The sequence below is a fragment of the Staphylococcus rostri genome (genome assembly GCF_002902145.1).
Lineage (GTDB): Bacteria > Bacillota > Bacilli > Staphylococcales > Staphylococcaceae > Staphylococcus > Staphylococcus rostri.
Window position 1 is genome coordinate 1 of the sequence record NZ_PPRF01000032.1, and the last position, 16807, is coordinate 16807.

Genomic DNA, 16807 nt, shown 5'->3' on the forward strand with positions numbered 1-16807 from the left:
AAATTATTGTATCTCATTTCCATAATATCGAAACGATGTAGGTTATATGGTATAATGCTTCCGTTAGATTATATATAAAGGAGAAAGTGCATGTTACAAGTTACGGATGTTAGTTTACGTTTTGGTGACCGTAAATTATTTGAAGACGTTAATATTAAATTCACACCAGGCAACTGTTACGGCTTAATCGGTGCAAACGGTGCAGGTAAGTCTACATTTTTAAAAATTTTATCAGGAGAACTTGATTCTCAAACAGGTCACGTATCATTAGGAAAAGACGAGCGTTTAGCGGTATTAAAGCAGGACCACTTTGCGTATGAAGATGTTCGCGTGTTAGATGTTGTAATTAAAGGTCACGAGCGTTTATATGAAGTGATGCAAGAGAAAGATGCCATTTATATGAAACCTGATTTCAGCGATGAAGATGGGATTCGTGCAGCAGAACTTGAAGGTGAATTTGCAGAAATGGACGGCTGGAATGCTGAGTCTGATGCAGCGACCCTATTATCAGGTTTAGGTATCGACACAAGCTTGCATGATAAGAAAATGTCAGAGTTAGAAAATAATCAAAAAGTGAAAGTCTTATTGGCACAAAGTCTGTTTGGTTCGCCAGATGTTTTACTACTGGATGAGCCTACCAATGGTTTGGATATCCAAGCGATTAGCTGGTTAGAAGATTTCTTAATCAACTTTGATAATACTGTGATTGTCGTATCCCATGACCGTCACTTCTTAAATAATGTATGTACACATATCGCCGACTTAGACTTTGGTAAAATTAAAATCTATGTTGGTAACTATGATTTCTGGTATCAATCAAGCCAACTTGCGCAAAAAATGGCACAAGAACAAAATAAGAAAAAAGAAGACAAAATTAAAGAATTGCAAGAGTTTATTGCACGCTTTTCTGCCAACGCGTCTAAATCTAAACAAGCAACGAGCCGTAAAAAGCAATTAGAGAAAATTGAATTAGATGATATTCAACCATCATCAAGACGTTATCCTTTCGTGAAGTTCTCTCCTGAACGTGAGATTGGTAACGACTTATTGTTTGTTGAAGGTGTTTCAAAAACAGTTGATGGCGAAAAAGTATTGGATAATATTTCGTTTACTATGAATCCAAACGATAAAGCTGTATTGATGGGTAGCAGCGAGATTGCGAAAACGACATTGTTGAAAATCTTAGCTGGCGAGTTGGAGCCGGATGAAGGAACGGTTAAATGGGGTGTGACAACTTCACAAAGTTACTTCCCTAAAGATAACTCAGCATTTTTCGAAGGTATTGATATGAACTTGGTTGATTGGTTACGCCAATATGCGCCTGAAGATGAACAAACGGAAACATTTTTACGTGGTTTCTTAGGCCGTATGTTGTTCAGTGGCGAAGAAGTTAAGAAAAAAGCGAGTGTATTATCGGGTGGCGAAAAAGTACGTTGCATGTTAAGTAAAATGATGCTTTCAAGTGCCAACGTCTTGCTTTTAGACGAGCCAACAAACCACTTAGACCTCGAAAGTATTACATCAGTCAATGAAGGCTTGAAATCTTTCAAAGGCTCAATTATTTTCACATCACATGACTTCGAGTTTATTAATACAATCGCAAACCGAGTGATCGATTTAGATGTACCAACAGGTTTATCTAAAGAGATGCCTTACGAAAGCTATTTAGAAGAAAAAGGTATTTTAAAATCAAAATAAGCGTTACGCTCAAATCGGACTGGTGACATACACTGGTTCGATTTTTTGGTAGTGGGACAGGGGTTGGGACAAAAGCGCTTAGGATTTGAGCAGAACCGAACGATGAGCAAAATTGCTTTTCAAATTTTGCCGAAATCGTGGCAGTTCTGTCGAAAATCCTGCTTTTGGGACACCGTTTATCGGTTTCCCAGTGCTTAAATTTATTGTGTCCCACCCCCGTTGTCCCAGCCCTATTGTGATTGTGTGCTTTAAGAACACGACAGAACGCATATGTGTTAACTATGATTAAGGCGCTGTTCCCCTGTTCTTTTACGGTTCTGCATCCAATATTTTAAAAGTAATTATTGTCTGTAAATTAAAAAAAGTTTGCAAATGCTGTTTACAGGTTATGTCATAGTATGTATAATATGAACCATATTAATTAAATATTTTCTGATGAGGCGCATCAATCATGAGTAGATATAATCATTTGTCTGCAAACAATTTATATCGAAAGGGTGCGATGCCGAAATAAACAGACTTTGCAGAATCTGTTTATTGGATTCTAAGGTTAAGAGCTAAGAATCTGTCATTATTCTATTGATAATGGAGTGCATCACTTGTATATAAATGAGACAAGTTCGCACGACGGACTTGTTTTTTTATATATTATGTGACTCTCCCCTAATGTGAGGAGGTCAAAAAATGAAACATATTTTGCTGAAATTGATTGATGATGGATAACAACTAAATTCATCAATAATTTATTTTCTGAATTATGTGAAATGAAAGAATAAAAATAACAATTTAAGAAGATGGAGTGAATAGCATGGTAAAATTAGTAGTCGCAGGTGCAACAGGATTAGTAGGTTCTAAAATTTTGGAGACAATTGATCGTAAAGGCATTCCTTTCGATGAACTTGTATTGTTTTCATCAAAACGTTCTGCCGGACAAGAGATTGAGTTTCAAGGTCAAACGTATACTGTGCAGGAGCTTACTGAAGCAGCGACAGACGGTGACTTTGATTACGTGCTAATGAGTGCAGGTGGTGAGACAAGTAAACGCTTCGCCCCACTGTTTGAACAACATGGTGCGATTATTATCGATAACTCAAGTCAATGGCGTATGACTGAAGATGTAGATTTAGTTGTTCCAGAAGTCAACGCGCCTAAGTTTACACGTGGTATTATTGCCAACCCGAACTGTTCAACAATTCAATCGGTCGTACCGTTGAAACCGTTACAAGATAAATACGGATTGAAACGTGTCGCATATACAACATACCAAGCCGTATCAGGTTCAGGTATGCAAGGTAAAAAAGACTTGGCAGATGGTGCGCATGGTGCAGAACCAAAAGCATATCCACATCCAATCTATAATAACGTCTTACCACATATCGACGTCTTCTTAGATAATGGTTATACAAAAGAAGAACAAAAAATGATCGATGAAACGAGAAAAATCTTAAATGAACCTACATTAAATGTTACTGCCACTTGTGTACGTGTGCCAGTGCAAGACAGCCATAGTGTTCACATTAATGTAACACTAGATCAACCAGCAACAGTTGAAGAAATTCAAGCGTTATTCGATGCAGACCCACGCGTTGTATTAGTCGATAATCCAGCGAACAACGAATACCCACTCGCAATCCATTCAACAGGTCGTGATGAAGTGTTTGTAGGACGTATTCGTAAAGATGATTCGTTAGACAATACATTCCATCTTTGGGTAACATCAGATAACTTATTGAAAGGTGCTGCACTGAATGCTGTACAAGTGTTAGAACAGGTTCTCGAATTGAAAGGAGAATAGTGTTATGACACATATTTTTGAAGGGACAGGCGTTGCAATGATTACGCCTTTTACAAATAACGAGGTAGACTATGAGGCAATTCGCCGACAAGTGAACTTTTTAATAGAGAATGGCATCCAATCTTTAATTGTGAATGGAACAACTGCAGAAAACCCATCACTAACTGGTGAAGAAAAGGATCAAATCTTACAAACGGTAATTGAAGAAAATCGTGGACGCGTACCGATTGTCGTTGGTACCGGCACAAATAATACACAACGTTCAATTGAAGCGTCATTACGTGCAAAAGAATTAGGTGCCGATGCCATTATGTTGATTACGCCCTACTATTTAAAAACGAGTCAACGTGGTTTGATTGCGCACTTTGAAACGATTGCGGATGCAGCAAAGTTACCGGTTATCTTGTACAATGTCCCATCAAGAACGAACAGCACGATTGAACCTGAAACGATTGAACATTTAAGTCAACATCCATATATTGTGGCGTTGAAAGATGCAACGAATGATTTTGATTATTTAGCAGATATTCAATCACGTGTTGATACGTCACAGTTTGCGTTATATAGCGGTAATGATGACAACATTGTGAGATATTTCAATGAAGGTGGACAAGGTCTTATTTCGGTTGCGGCAAACGTTATTCCAGCAGCGTTTCAACGTGTTTATACAGATGCTGAAAATCGTGCCAGCAACTTTGAACCGATTGGTAAGTTATTAACAGCGATGTCGGTTGACGTAAACCCTGTTCCAATTAAATATTTGGCGGCGTTAGAAGGCTTCGGTCAATATGAAGTGCGTTTGCCACTTGTAGCATTGAATGCACAAGAACAAGCGACGTTAAAAGCGGCGTATGAACAATTTAAAGCGGAGGTTCAAGCATGAAAATATTATTAATTGGCTATGGTGCCATGAATCAGCGTGTTGCACGTCTTGCAGAAGCGGCAGGTCATGAGATTGTCGCGGTGATTCCGAATAAAAATCACGATGCAATTCCCTACCCTACTGTCAATCAAATTAATGAAGCGACAGAGGCTGATGTGGCGATAGATTTTTCACATCCGAACTTGTTGTTGCCATTACTTGAACAAGATTTTGAATTGCCATTAGTGATTGCAACAACTGGTGAAAAAGAGACAATCACAGCCAAACTTCACACACTTTCTCAAAAAATGCCTGTCTTTTTCAGTGCGAATATGAGTTATGGCGTGCACGTTTTAACTAAGTTATTAGAAGTTGCTGTGCCATTGCTTGAACAATATGATATTGAGCTGACAGAAGCACATCACAACCAAAAAGTAGATGCGCCGAGTGGGACATTAGTGAAACTATACGATGTGATTGAGCATCTACGTGATGAAGTGCAACCTGTCTATGATAGAAGTCAACAAAATGCGAAACGTGAGAAAAATGAAGTCGGTATTCACTCATTACGCGGTGGTACAATTGTTGGCGAACATGATGTTCTATTTGCAGGTGTGGATGAGACAATTACCCTTTCACACCGAGCACAATCTAAAGATATCTTTGCAAACGGTGCGTTAAATGCGGCTGAAAAGCTCGTTCAACAAGAACCTGGATATTATACATTCGATAATTTATAAGGAGCGTACGTAAACATGGTCAAAAATTTTACTGCGGAAGAAATCATTCAATATATTAGCGATGCAAAAAAATCTACCCCATTAAAAGTATATGCAAATGGGAATTTCAATGGCGTCGACTTCCCCGAACAATTCAAAGTATTCGGGTCAGACGATTCAAAAGTTATTTTCTGTGAAGCAAGTGACTGGCAAGCATTTTATGAAGCGAATGCCGCTGCGATTACAGAATTAGAAATTGAAATGGATCGTCGTAATTCAGCAATTCCATTGAAAAACTTAGTAAATACAAATGCACGTATTGAACCAGGTGCTTTTATTCGCGAGCACGCGGTTATCGGTGACGGTGCCGTTGTTATGATGGGTGCAACAATTAACATTGGTGCTGTTGTTGGAGAAGGCACAATGGTTGATATGAACGCGACATTAGGCGGACGTGCAACAACTGGTAAAAATGTACACGTTGGTGCAGGTGCGGTATTAGCAGGTGTTATTGAACCACCTAGTGCAGAGCCAGTTGTCATTGAAGACAATGTATTAATTGGTGCAAATGCCGTTGTACTAGAAGGTGTGCGCGTCGGTGAAGGTGCGATTGTTGCTGCAGGCGCAATTGTGACGCAAGATGTACCTGCTGGCGCTGTAGTCGCAGGTACACCAGCAAAAGTAATCAAACAAGCAAGTGATGTTGCCGATTCAAAACGCGAAATCGTCTCAGCATTACGTAAACTTGATGAGTAATATCCTGAAAGTCTAAACCCGAGGACGGGATATTAATAGAAACATTCAAATTAAATTTGAGATTTCATATAGAAGGCAGTAGCTGACTGAAGCAAATTGTTATGCCAGTCATCCCTGCCAAAGGGGCTGGGACACAATAAATTTAAGTACTGGGAAGCCGATAAACGGTGTACTAAAAGTAGGATTTTCGGCAGAACTGCCATGATTTCGGCAAAATCAGGAGCACTACAGAAATCTTATGCGCTAGCAAAGATTTCGTTGTAGCGCCCGGCAAGGTTGAGTAGATGTGTGACAAGCCAAGGGTGTAGTCACACATCAGTCAACTACTGCCAGAAGCATGAACAGCATCGTTCGGTTCTGCTCAAATCCTAAACGCTTTTGTCTCAACCTCTTCTGCTTTTGTTACATAACAAGGAGTGAAAAGAATGAGTGAGTTAGAGTTTGTTACGCAACATAGACGTTATTTACACGCCCATCCAGAGTTGAGCCTAGAAGAATATGTGACGACGGACTATATCATACAATTTTTAGAAGCTGAAGGTATATCATATGAACGTCCATTAAAAACGGGTGTCGTTGCCTATTTAGAAGGACAATCTGATAAAACAATTGCTTTTAGAGCTGATATTGATGCGTTACCGATTCATGAAGAAAATGATATTGGCTATCGCAGTGAAGTAGATCAAGTTATGCATGCTTGTGGTCATGACGGCCATACGACAGCATTAATGTTGCATGTCAAACGATGCAAAGCGCTTTATGATGAAGGACGCCTCCCCCACAATGTTGTATTTATTTTCCAACCAGCTGAAGAATCAGGTGGCGGTGCGAATTTACTCATTAAATCTGGAAAGTTAGATGCGTATCAAATTGATGCCATTTATGGTGTGCACATTATGCCGTTCGTTGATGAAGGTTCAGTTGTTGTACGTGATGAAGAAATTACAGCAAGTGCGACGGAATATCGCTTTTATTTAGAAGGTAAATCAAGTCATGTCGCGAACAAAGAACAAGGCCACTCAACAGCTGAAGCGATGCAGCATTTACTCACACAGTTGGCTCAAATTCAGCAATATCACTTGAATGGTTTGCAACGTAATATTGTACATATCGGTCGTTTTCATGCAGGTGAAGCCATTAATACAGTTCCAAGTAATGGTTATTTAGAAGGTACGATTCGCACGTACGATATGGCTGACCTACAACAAGTACAAAGTCAAATGCAAAAAATTGCACAAAGTATAACGTTATTATTTAATGTGCAGTGTGAGGTAAAGTTTGAAGAAGGCTATCCGCCAACAATTAATACGCCAAGTTTGAAAAAATATGTGGTTGAAAGTTTACAACACAATCATCAAACGGTAATCGAACCTAAAACACCGTATTTATTTGGTGAAGATTTCAGTTTCTATCAACAACTCGCTCCTTCTTATTTTGTATTTGTTGGAACGCGTAATGAATCACAACAGTTTGTTCATGGCTTACATACGCCACGACTGAACTTTGATGAGCAGATTTTAATTAACATTGCTGACTATTATGAACGACTATTATTTAACTATGATGAGGTGGTCGAATGACGGCAATATGGCGTGTAGATCGTAAAATTTTCCAACAAAATGTACGACAAGTACGAAATGGTCAACCAATCATGGCTGTCGTTAAAAACAATGCGTACAACTACGGTTTGGCATTTGCGATTGAACAATTTTGGGAAGCGGGTATACGATGTTTTAGTACGACATCGCTAAAAGAAGCGGTTGAAATTCGCTCGCTCGCCCCTACTGCAACCATATTTTTAATGAATCCAATACGTGATTTTGATGTGTTGCGCGAGCATGATATTCACATGACGCTCCCCTCTCTTGCTTTTTATTACGAACATAAACAAGCGCTAGCGGATGTCAAAGTGCATTTAGAATATGAGAATTTACTACACCGTTCAGGCTTTAAAACATTAGCGGAATTACAAGAAGTATTGGCAGATCACGAAGCAAATGATGCGCCTAAAATGCTGATTACCGGTTTATGGACGCACTTTGGCTATGCGGATGAATTTGATGTGCCAGATTATGAAATTGAGCGTACTGCATGGTTGGAAATTGTTGAAAAATTGCTAGACCAAGGTTATACATTTGAGATGATTCATGCACAAAATAGCGCGAGCTTTATACGTGAAGGACACATTTTCCCGCATCATACACATGCACGTGTGGGGATTGCACTGTATGGTTTACGTCCGTATTCATCGCTGTCGAGAGATCAAATCTCCCAAGCATTAACTGTACAAGCGAATGTATTACAAGTACGAACTGTTCAAGCTGGTCAACATTGTGGTTATAGTTTTGCGTATACAGCAGAGCAAGACAACACACGTCTGGCTGTTGTGGACTTGGGGTATGGTGACGGTGTGTTACGTACACGTGCACAACATGACGTCTTAATTAACGGCAAACGTTATCCAATTCGTGCGCTCATGATGAGCCATATGTTTGTCGAAGTTGATGACCATGTCAAAGCGCAAGACGTCGTAACGCTATACAATGAAGATTTACGAATTGATGATTATACATTTAAAGGTGTCGGTGCAAACTCAGAACAATTGAGTGCACTTAACCTGGATTCTTTAACGAAGGAGTACACAAATTAATGACAGTAACTTATAACAAATCAGGAGAACTCACAATTGACGGCACAAGTTTAAAAACAATCGCCCAAAGTTTTGGCACGCCAACAATTGTGTATGATGAAAATCAAATACGTCAACAAATGAGACGCTACCATCAAGCATTTCAACATAATGATATTGGCTATGTACTATCATACGCTTCTAAAGCTTTTACATGTATCCAAATGATCAAACTTGTTGAAGAAGAAGACTTTGACTTAGATGTTGTGTCAGAAGGAGAATTGTATACGGCGATTGAAGCGGGTTATGACCCTAAACGCATTCACTTCCATGGTAACAACAAAACAAAGCAAGAAATTCAATATGCCCTCTCACAAGGGATTGGTTATTTTGTCGTAGATGCACTGGATGAAATCGCCCTACTAGACGAATATGCGACAGATACAGTAGACGTGCTGATTCGCGTTAATCCAGGTGTTGAAGCACATACGCATGAATTCATTCAAACGGGTCAAGAAAAAAGTAAATTCGGCTTGTCATTGAAACATGGATTAGCAGAACAAGCCGTTGAGATGATTCATCAAAGCCATCATTTAAACTTAAAAGGAATTCATTTCCATATCGGCTCACAAATTGAAGAAACAACAGGCATGATTGAAACAGCCAAAATGGTACTCGAATGGTTGAATGAACATGCAATTGAGATTGAGCTACTCAACCTCGGTGGCGGCTTTAGTGTTGAATATGTTGAAGGTGATCAATCATTCGATATTGAGGCAGGTATTACAGAAATCGTTCAAGCTATTAAACAAAAATGTCGTGAGCTGGATTACCCGATTCCAACATTAAGTATTGAGCCAGGACGCTCTATCGTTGCAGAAGCAGGTGTGACATTATATGAAGTAGGTACGATTAAAGACATCCCTTCCGTCAATAAATACATCTCAATCGATGGTGGTATGAGTGACCATATTCGTACAGCACTGTATGATGCGAAATACAAAGTAATGCTCGTTAATCGTAATGAGAAAGCAGATCAAGTCGTTACGTTAGCAGGTAAATTGTGCGAGTCAGGCGACATTTTAATTCACGAAGCGGCACTCCCATCTAGTGTTGCGCGCGGTGATTATTTAGCAGTGTTATCAACGGGTGCCTACCATTACAGTATGGCATCTAACTATAACCAAATTCAAAAACCTGCAGTATTCTTTGTGGCGAATGGTAAAGCGCGTGAAGTTATTAAGCGCCAATCATTACGTCAATTGATTATTAATGATGTAAAATAATGTGATAGAGAAACCCCCGGATTAAGACTTTTTGAAGCATCTTAATTCGGGGGTTTGTTGTATTTACATAGCAAAAAAACGAGCACATGTGATGTGCCCGCTTTTTTGGTAAGTCAACATTGCATCTATTTATTATAGTTTAACAACGTTTGCAGCTTGTGGGCCGCGGTCGCCTTCAACTACTTCAAATTCAACTGCTTGACCTTCATCTAATGATTTGTAACCTTCTTGGTTGATAGCTGAGAAGTGTACGAATACGTCGTTTTCTCCTTCAACTTCGATAAAACCAAAACCTTTTTCAGCGTTAAACCATTTTACTGTACCTTGTTTCATAATATGTGAAACCTCCAAGACTAAAATTCAATATGCGCTATTCGCATATTACAAAAAATACTACGTTTACATCAATATTCTTTGCAATATGGAATAATGCAATTGCTTACATACTATTATAAGGTAAGGTGCTGTCATTTGCAATACAGAAATTAAAAATTTTTAATCAGTTTATTAATGGAATGTTTAAATAAATTTCTTTATTTTTTAATACGATAAAACTATAAAAAATTTGGAGGTCTTCTCCACAATCTTCACAGTAGTTCATATCACAGTTGTTGTAGAAAGCATACATATTATGTTTACCAACTACGTGATTGTTGTATTGTTGTTTTGCTGCTTTGATGGTTGCTTTATAGCCTTCTAAAAATGCGTCATAGGTAGAAAATGTTTGTGTATCGATGATATGTTCTGGCCAGTCATCAAAAAGCCACCAGCCTTCATAGTCTGCACGAATCTTTATGAGTTCCCACATAAAATGTCCTCCATTCAGTACTGACGTTAAAATTGTTTAGGCATCTGGAGGTTGGGACAAAAGCGTTTATCGGTTTCCCAGTGCTTAAATTTATTGTGTCCGAGCCTCTTATGCTTGCCTACTCCAACAACTTAAGGCTTTTAGGGATAAAAATCAAGTTTTTCACCTTAAAGGTTGTATAATATTTGATTCGTCTAACATAGTATTTGATTGCACAAAACCTAATAAAATCACAGCGCCATATGAAATTAATTATTATAATATATAACTCACAATATTAGACGCATTTATATGGCGACACAGATGCTTATAATTAGAGATGAATTACCCTACTATCTTCTCTAGAGACTAAGGCGTGCTCATTCTTCTAACAAGATTCGGTCGGCTCACTTCAGTAAGGATAAATCGGCGTAAAAAATGTGAATAAACGTATTTTCACATCAGTCAACCTCTGTCCTCTGCATGAAATCTTATGTGCTTACTACGTTCCATCCCCTAGTTAGCAAGCATCAATCAAAAATAAAAATTCAGTTTTGAGGGATGTATAGCAATTTAATTATTGAAATATGTTTCACTTATAATTGCGCCCCTTTTAATGAACAATCACCCTACTTCCGATTCTCAATTATTAGTCTTTTATTGTAAAAATCCGTATAATTAAAGAGAGAGGTGATATAACATGCAACGTTATTTAATAAGGGTATATGGTCGTGTACAAGGCGTAGGATTTCGCTATTTTACAGAACGTCTTGCACTGAAACATCATGTTACAGGCACTGTTCAAAATGTAAATGATTATGTTGAGGTTACAGCACAAGGTGAAGGTAGAGATTTAGAGGCATTTGTTCAAGCAGTCATTAAAGGCGCCTCCCCTGCTTCATCGGTTACACATCATCATATCGAAAGCCTCGACGTAGAACCGCAACTTGGAAAATTTAAAGTATTGGGATAAAGGAAGTTGTCACGATGAGATATAATCTATCGCGTATTTTAGGGATTATTGTCGGTATACCTGTCGCAACATTGTCTTTTTTTGCGAGTGTCATTGGACTTGATATTCAATGGATATTCGACGTGTTGATTGGGAGTGCAGGATTTGTTGTAGGTTATGTGCCGACACAAAGGTTGTCATCGAAAAGTTATTTAAACGAATTAGGGTTATCACGTAAAGACTATCGTTATATTCGACATCAAATGAATGTCGCACAAAGTAAGGTTAAACGTATTTTTAAAGCTTTTATTAATGTGCGCTCTATTCAAGATTTTAAGCTAGTCAATGATATTTATCGTCTAGCACGTACTATTAATCAAATTGTTCGCCAACAACCAAATCAATTTTACAATATTGAGAGTTTCTATTATTCACATATTGATAATGCGTTGAATTTAGTTGAAAGCTATACGCATCTGGCTAAAATGCCTATGAAATCAAGCGCCGATCAACAAGCGCTACATCAAACACGTATTACACTTGAAGAGATTAAGCGTACACTGATTGCTGATTTGAAACGTGTGAATGAACAGCATTACAATCAGTTAGATACTGAGATGCGCTTAACGAAACTTTACAAGCAGAATCACGCAAAGGAGTATGATAATGAAAGAAAATAAGCAAACGAATACAACGTCAGCACACCCATTAGATCACTATTTTGAGTCGTTTGAACAAAGCGCACCGATACAACCAACTAACGAGAAAACGGACGTTGTTGCACCACAATTTTCAGAGCAAGATCAACAAAAAATTAACGCATTAGTTCAAGAAATAGAACCGCTCAATAACGATAGTTTATTACAATTTGGGTCGAACGCCCAATCACATTTATCTAACTTTTCACATCAAATGTTAAATGATATTCAAATAAAAGATATTGGGACAATTGGGGAAACATTAGAAAGCTTAATGAAAAAGTTAAAAGAAGTAGATCCTGATGAATTGTCTCAAAAAGAAGCATCGTTTTTAAAGAAAGTATTTAAACGTTCTAAAGCATCATTACAACAAGTTTTTTCACGTATGCAATCTGTGAGCGCACAAGTGGATAGAATTTCGATTGAGCTGGATAAAAATAAGTCGGAGCTTTTAAAAGACGCACGATTGCTTGATGAATTGTATCAACAAAATAAAGACTACTATGATGTGTTGAATCTTTATATTGCGGCAGCGCAAACTAAGAAAGAAGACTTAACACAGAACGTCTTACCACAACTACGTGATAATGCGAAACATACAGATAATCAAATGGCGGTACAAGATGTTGCGGATATGGAACAATTCGTCGATCGTCTAGAGAAGCGTATTTACGACTTGCAATTGTCTCGTCAAATCACGCTTCAGTCTGCTCCACAAATTAGAATGATTCAGAACATTAACCAAGCCTTAGCTGAAAAAATTCAAAGTTCGATTTTAACGAGCATTCCGTTATGGAAAAACCAAATGGCTATTGCTCTAACGTTAAATCGACAAAATAAGGCGGCACAAGCACAAAAACAAGTGACAGATACAACGAATGAAATTTTAATTCGTAACTCTGAAATGTTGCGTCAGAATGCACGTATTACGGCTGAAGAAAATGAACGTGGCATTGTAGATATTGAAACATTAAAAACGACGCAAGATAACATTATTCAAACCATTGAAGAGACGTTACAAATTCAAGCGGATGGTCGTCAAAAACGTCAACAAGCAGAACAGGATTTGAAAAAACTTGAACAGGACTTGCGTGCCCGTTTAACGACAGCACAAGAACAACGTAATGGTTTTAATGGATAATTAACTTGTGACACATAAAAAAGCCCTACCATTGTCGGTAAGGCTTTTTTTCATGCTATTCTTTTTCGTAAACAATCACATTCGATGACTTTGCGAAAGCACCGATAATGTAACCGATAATTAATGTAACAACCGCAATTGGGAACCACTCAAGTGTATATTGATGGAATGGTAATTGTTCGATGAATGGGATTTTAACCCAGCCATTCGCATTCATAACACTTAGAATAGATTCAATTGAAACAACAAGTACTGTGATTTGTTGTGTAATGCGTCGTGTTGGTACAAAACGTGCAATCAAGATTAAGAAAACAGTTGTGATTGCGACAGGATAGATAATCAATAATACTGGAACTGATAATTTAATAACTGCGTTTAATCCTAAGTTAGATAATACAAAACTGATTAAAGTAAAGATAACAACATATGCTTTGTATGATAACTTTGGTAAGATGCTGTTGAAGTATTCACTTACTGATACAATCAAGCCACAAGCAGTTGTGAGACACGCAAGCGCAACGATAATACCAAGTAAGTATTTACCAAATGCACCAAAACCAGTTTCTGCAATTGTGATAAGCAAGTATGCACCAATGTTCTGATCGTTGTCAGTCAATTGTTTCATTGTTGCTTCACTGATGACCATATGGTTACCAATATAACCTAATGAAATATAGATGAATGCAAGTGCAGCTGCAGCGATAAGCCCTGCAATTGCAGTTTGTTTGAAAATATCGTTGGCATGCTTAATACCTGTTGCTTTAATCGCATTAACAACAATCATAGAGAATGCGATGGCAGCGATAGCATCCATTGTTAAATAACCTTCTGTAAACCCTTTTGAGAAACCTGATAAGTTAGAAGAATACACAGCTGGATCAGCTGAAGCATTTGGATTACCACCAAAGTCAAAAATTCCTTTAACAATCATGGCAAGAATTGTGATTAATAATAACGGTGTCAAAATTGCACCGATACGGTCAACAATCTTACCTGGGTTAAAACATAGATATAAAACTATTGCAAAGTACACAACTGAGAAAACAAATAACCAAAGTGGGCTACTAGAATTAATGATTGGTGTAACTGTCATCTCAAATGATGTTGATGCTGTACGAGGAATCGCAAATAATGGACCAATCGTTAAGTAAATTGCAACTAAGAAGATTACTGAAAATACTGGATGAATCTTGTTAATTGCACCAATGTAACCTTGTTTATCAAGTGCACCTACGACAACGCCGAGTAAAGGTAAACCGATACCGGTGATAACGAAAGCGATGATTGATGGCCAGAAATATTGACCACTTGCTAAACCTAGGTTAGGTGGGAAAATCAAGTTACCTGCGCCGAAGAAAATCGCAAATAACATAAAGCCGATAAATAATGTATTTTTGTTCATATTACTTACTCCTAAACCTTCCTTTTTTAAATTTATGCCTCATTTTATCACAATAAAATTCATTCGTCTATTAAATTTCTGAAAATTTCTAAAATCATTCTTTTGCACAAAGAAGTTTTAAAGGGGTAAAAACACGAATCATGTATAGTTGCAACATGAATGATGTTTTACCCCTTTTATAATTGGATATTTTAAAAAGATTTCAGTAACAATTTTTTAAGCAGTGGTGAGAGTTGACTTGGTAAATGTTGAACGCCTTCTACAAAAATGGCAAATGGACCATATATATTGTGAATCGTTTGTTCAATCGCCTCGGTAATTGGCTCTTGGCTTAAAAAGACGTTAAAGATTTCGATGCCTAGCTTACGCGACATTTCAACTGCTTCATACGTATCGAGAATCCCTTCTTGGGCATAATTGAATGCAGAAGGTTCTCCATCTGAAAAGACGATAAGGAATTTTTGTTTTTCAGAACGTGTGAGTAGACGTTCACTGGCAACACGAATCGCTACTCCATCACGGTTATCGTCTTGTGGTGTTAGCGACATAATACGAGGTGCCTCAGCTTGATAGATAGACTGATGATAGTTGATGATTTCATCGATAATGTTAGGTTGATCATCTTCATCAGCATCAAAAGCATCCTCACTAAATGCAAGAATTTCATGGCGAACGTTCAATGCTTTTAGTGTTTCATGGAATAACACAACCCCTTTGATTGTTTCATCCATTTTGTCGTGCATACTTGCCGATGCATCAATCAATAATGTAAATGTCGCATCGAACGATTGACTTTGATCTGCTTTTTTATAAAACAGTTTGTATTGGTCGTCAATAAACCAATTCACCAAGTTACGCTGTAAACGCCCTTTTGTAAGATTCATACGCATATCTTGGAATTCACGATCAATCGTTTTTTTGATAATTTGTATTAAGTCTTTAATCTCATATTGCACATCTGTTTGAACTTGGCGGTACGATTCAACGTATTGTGGTAGGATCGTAGGCACATTCCACTTAATGCGTACGTTTGCGTTGATGCCTGTTAAGGCGAGCAAGCTATTTGAAGGCCCTTGACTGCCCCCTTCTTCATTTTCAAGGGTATCTTGTGACCCTTTGCCTTTTTTGGACAACATATCTGTCATATCATCAGAACTGTCACCTTCACGCGCTGTATCATTATCGCTTAAGGCTTCACTACTTTCACCTTCATGCAGTTCAGTTTCTAAGTATGCTCCGCCTGCTGTATCTGAATCCGCAGACTTAGCGTCAATTTCTTCTGTTTCAACGTCACCTTGCTCATCTGTTTGACCGTCTGTTTGAGCGGCGTCCATACGTTTAATATCGTCTAATGTCATATCTTCCAACGCCTCGTATACATGGCGTGGGATGTGATAGTATTCGTTCAACATATCATCTTTCAACCAGTCGTCTACTTGGAACATGATACGTTGCGTTAAATACATAGCTTCTTCGCTCGTACGAATATTGAAAATGTCCGGTAAATATTGGTACATCATGTCTAAAACTGCATTAATTTCAGGATGTATTTCTGGCACTTCAAAAAAGTTTTCCGTCAAGAATGAGCGTTCTAAATTTAAAAAGAATAGGTCGGTATACATCGTCTTCGTACGGTAAAAATTAATTTGCGTTTCACAAAATTGCAAGCGCATTTGACGACGGACGTTAATAAGCTTTGCTGTTTGTGGACGTTCATTGACGATAAGGTTTAAAACGCGCATTTCTTCAATTAACTTAAACAATTGGCGATATAATTTTGGATGACGAAAGCCTTCTTCATTTGAAATCACTTCATTCACAACTTGTGGTGACATATTGAAATAGCTATATGTCGCTAACAAGATGTCTGTTTTCAAGCCTGTATGTTCGATATGTTCAGGACGATGTGACCAAAAGGAACTACAAATCACTTCATTATTGATTGCATCATAATATGGGAATTTATGAATTTTTACTTGTGTATTTTCATCTTTTAATAGTAATCGCGCAAGGTCTTGTAACATCATGACTTTCATTGCGTCGAGTTGTTCATCGTTAAATAGGATAAAGCGATCGCTCATT

General features: G+C 37.9%; 15 protein-coding genes and 1 riboswitch. Of the genes, 11 read left to right on the forward strand and 4 right to left on the reverse strand.

What is annotated here, in order from left to right:
• Positions 1–90 precede the first annotated feature (90 nt).
• From CD122_RS05290 to lysA, 8 genes are all read left to right on the forward strand, one after another.
• Positions 91–1698: an ABC-F family ATP-binding cassette domain-containing protein gene (locus CD122_RS05290; protein WP_103357956.1), complete on the forward strand. Its 1608-nt coding sequence runs from the start codon at positions 91–93 to the stop codon at positions 1696–1698.
• Between the two features lie 427 nt (positions 1699–2125).
• Positions 2126–2302, forward strand: a riboswitch (Lysine riboswitch).
• Between the two features lie 204 nt (positions 2303–2506).
• The gene (locus CD122_RS05295) at positions 2507–3493 is read left to right on the forward strand and encodes an aspartate-semialdehyde dehydrogenase (RefSeq protein ID WP_103357957.1); all 987 of its coding nucleotides are present in this window, start codon (positions 2507–2509) and stop codon (positions 3491–3493) included.
• A 4-nt stretch (positions 3494–3497) separates the two neighbouring features.
• Complete coding sequence (dapA, locus tag CD122_RS05300) at positions 3498–4376, forward strand: 4-hydroxy-tetrahydrodipicolinate synthase (protein ID WP_103357958.1); 879 nt, start codon at positions 3498–3500, stop codon at positions 4374–4376.
• Positions 4373–5095 (forward strand): 4-hydroxy-tetrahydrodipicolinate reductase, encoded by a 723-nt coding sequence (dapB, locus tag CD122_RS05305; protein ID WP_103357959.1) that lies wholly within the window; start codon positions 4373–4375, stop codon positions 5093–5095. Before dapA ends, dapB begins: the two co-directional genes overlap by 4 nt.
• Positions 5096–5110: 15 nt before the next feature.
• A complete protein-coding gene (gene dapD, locus CD122_RS05310) occupies positions 5111–5830 on the forward strand; it encodes a 2,3,4,5-tetrahydropyridine-2,6-dicarboxylate N-acetyltransferase (protein WP_103357960.1) in 720 nt (239 codons plus the stop codon).
• 425 nt (positions 5831–6255) lie between these two features.
• Positions 6256–7410 (forward strand): M20 metallopeptidase family protein, encoded by a 1155-nt coding sequence (locus CD122_RS05315; RefSeq protein ID WP_103357961.1) that lies wholly within the window; start codon positions 6256–6258, stop codon positions 7408–7410.
• Positions 7407–8480: an alanine racemase gene (gene alr / locus CD122_RS05320; protein WP_103357962.1), complete on the forward strand. Its 1074-nt coding sequence runs from the start codon at positions 7407–7409 to the stop codon at positions 8478–8480. The genes CD122_RS05315 and alr overlap by 4 nt, the downstream gene beginning before the upstream one ends.
• Positions 8480–9745, forward strand: coding sequence for a diaminopimelate decarboxylase (gene lysA, locus CD122_RS05325; protein WP_103357963.1), 1266 nt, complete (start codon positions 8480–8482; stop codon positions 9743–9745). Before alr ends, lysA begins: the two co-directional genes overlap by 1 nt.
• Positions 9746–9877: 132 nt before the next feature.
• On the opposite strand, the gene cspA is transcribed toward lysA, so the two are convergent.
• Together cspA and CD122_RS05335 are read right to left on the reverse strand one after the other, a co-directional pair.
• On the reverse strand, positions 9878–10078 hold the full coding sequence (gene cspA / locus CD122_RS05330; RefSeq protein WP_103357964.1) for a cold shock protein CspA: 201 nt from the start codon (positions 10076–10078) through the stop codon (positions 9878–9880).
• Between the two features lie 166 nt (positions 10079–10244).
• Positions 10245–10553 (reverse strand): DUF1033 family protein, encoded by a 309-nt coding sequence (locus CD122_RS05335; RefSeq protein WP_103357965.1) that lies wholly within the window; start codon positions 10551–10553, stop codon positions 10245–10247.
• Between the two features lie 679 nt (positions 10554–11232).
• Between CD122_RS05335 and CD122_RS05340 the strand changes: the two genes are divergently transcribed.
• From CD122_RS05340 to CD122_RS05350, 3 genes are read left to right on the forward strand one after another with little or no spacing between them, the layout of a single operon-like run.
• Complete coding sequence (locus tag CD122_RS05340; RefSeq protein ID WP_103357966.1) at positions 11233–11505, forward strand: acylphosphatase; 273 nt, start codon at positions 11233–11235, stop codon at positions 11503–11505.
• Positions 11506–11519: 14 nt separating this feature from the next.
• Positions 11520–12164, forward strand: coding sequence for a 5-bromo-4-chloroindolyl phosphate hydrolysis family protein (locus CD122_RS05345; protein ID WP_103357967.1), 645 nt, complete (start codon positions 11520–11522; stop codon positions 12162–12164).
• Positions 12151–13323 carry a toxic anion resistance protein gene (locus CD122_RS05350; RefSeq protein WP_103357968.1) on the forward strand — a complete coding sequence of 391 codons (1173 nt, stop codon included), beginning with the start codon at positions 12151–12153 and terminating at the stop codon, positions 13321–13323. Before CD122_RS05345 ends, CD122_RS05350 begins: the two co-directional genes overlap by 14 nt.
• Before the next feature lie 55 nt (positions 13324–13378).
• On the opposite strand, the gene brnQ3 is transcribed toward CD122_RS05350, so the two are convergent.
• Together brnQ3 and CD122_RS05360 are read right to left on the reverse strand one after the other, a co-directional pair.
• On the reverse strand, positions 13379–14725 hold the full coding sequence (brnQ3, locus tag CD122_RS05355; RefSeq protein ID WP_103357969.1) for a branched-chain amino acid-like transporter carrier protein BrnQ3: 1347 nt from the start codon (positions 14723–14725) through the stop codon (positions 13379–13381).
• 191 nt (positions 14726–14916) lie between these two features.
• Positions 14917–16806: a vWA domain-containing protein gene (locus tag CD122_RS05360; protein ID WP_103357970.1), complete on the reverse strand. Its 1890-nt coding sequence runs from the start codon at positions 16804–16806 to the stop codon at positions 14917–14919.
• Position 16807: the final 1 nt, after the last annotated feature.

Excerpts from the sequence above, each read along its gene's own strand:
- CD122_RS05290 (WP_103357956.1), top strand. The coding sequence starts at position 91 with ATGTTACAAGTTACGGATGTTAGTTTACGTTTTGGTGACCGTAAATTA.
- CD122_RS05295 (WP_103357957.1), top strand. The coding sequence starts at position 2,507 with ATGGTAAAATTAGTAGTCGCAGGTGCAACAGGATTAGTAGGTTCTAAA.
- dapA (WP_103357958.1), top strand. The coding sequence starts at position 3,498 with ATGACACATATTTTTGAAGGGACAGGCGTTGCAATGATTACGCCTTTT.
- dapB (WP_103357959.1), top strand. The coding sequence starts at position 4,373 with ATGAAAATATTATTAATTGGCTATGGTGCCATGAATCAGCGTGTTGCA.
- dapD (WP_103357960.1), top strand. The coding sequence starts at position 5,111 with ATGGTCAAAAATTTTACTGCGGAAGAAATCATTCAATATATTAGCGAT.
- CD122_RS05315 (WP_103357961.1), top strand. The coding sequence starts at position 6,256 with ATGAGTGAGTTAGAGTTTGTTACGCAACATAGACGTTATTTACACGCC.
- alr (WP_103357962.1), top strand. The coding sequence starts at position 7,407 with ATGACGGCAATATGGCGTGTAGATCGTAAAATTTTCCAACAAAATGTA.
- lysA (WP_103357963.1), top strand. The coding sequence starts at position 8,480 with ATGACAGTAACTTATAACAAATCAGGAGAACTCACAATTGACGGCACA.
- cspA (WP_103357964.1), bottom strand. The coding sequence starts at position 10,078 with ATGAAACAAGGTACAGTAAAATGGTTTAACGCTGAAAAAGGTTTTGGT.
- CD122_RS05335 (WP_103357965.1), bottom strand. The coding sequence starts at position 10,553 with ATGTGGGAACTCATAAAGATTCGTGCAGACTATGAAGGCTGGTGGCTT.
- CD122_RS05340 (WP_103357966.1), top strand. The coding sequence starts at position 11,233 with ATGCAACGTTATTTAATAAGGGTATATGGTCGTGTACAAGGCGTAGGA.
- CD122_RS05345 (WP_103357967.1), top strand. The coding sequence starts at position 11,520 with ATGAGATATAATCTATCGCGTATTTTAGGGATTATTGTCGGTATACCT.
- CD122_RS05350 (WP_103357968.1), top strand. The coding sequence starts at position 12,151 with ATGAAAGAAAATAAGCAAACGAATACAACGTCAGCACACCCATTAGAT.
- brnQ3 (WP_103357969.1), bottom strand. The coding sequence starts at position 14,725 with ATGAACAAAAATACATTATTTATCGGCTTTATGTTATTTGCGATTTTC.
- CD122_RS05360 (WP_103357970.1), bottom strand. The coding sequence starts at position 16,806 with ATGAGCGATCGCTTTATCCTATTTAACGATGAACAACTCGACGCAATG.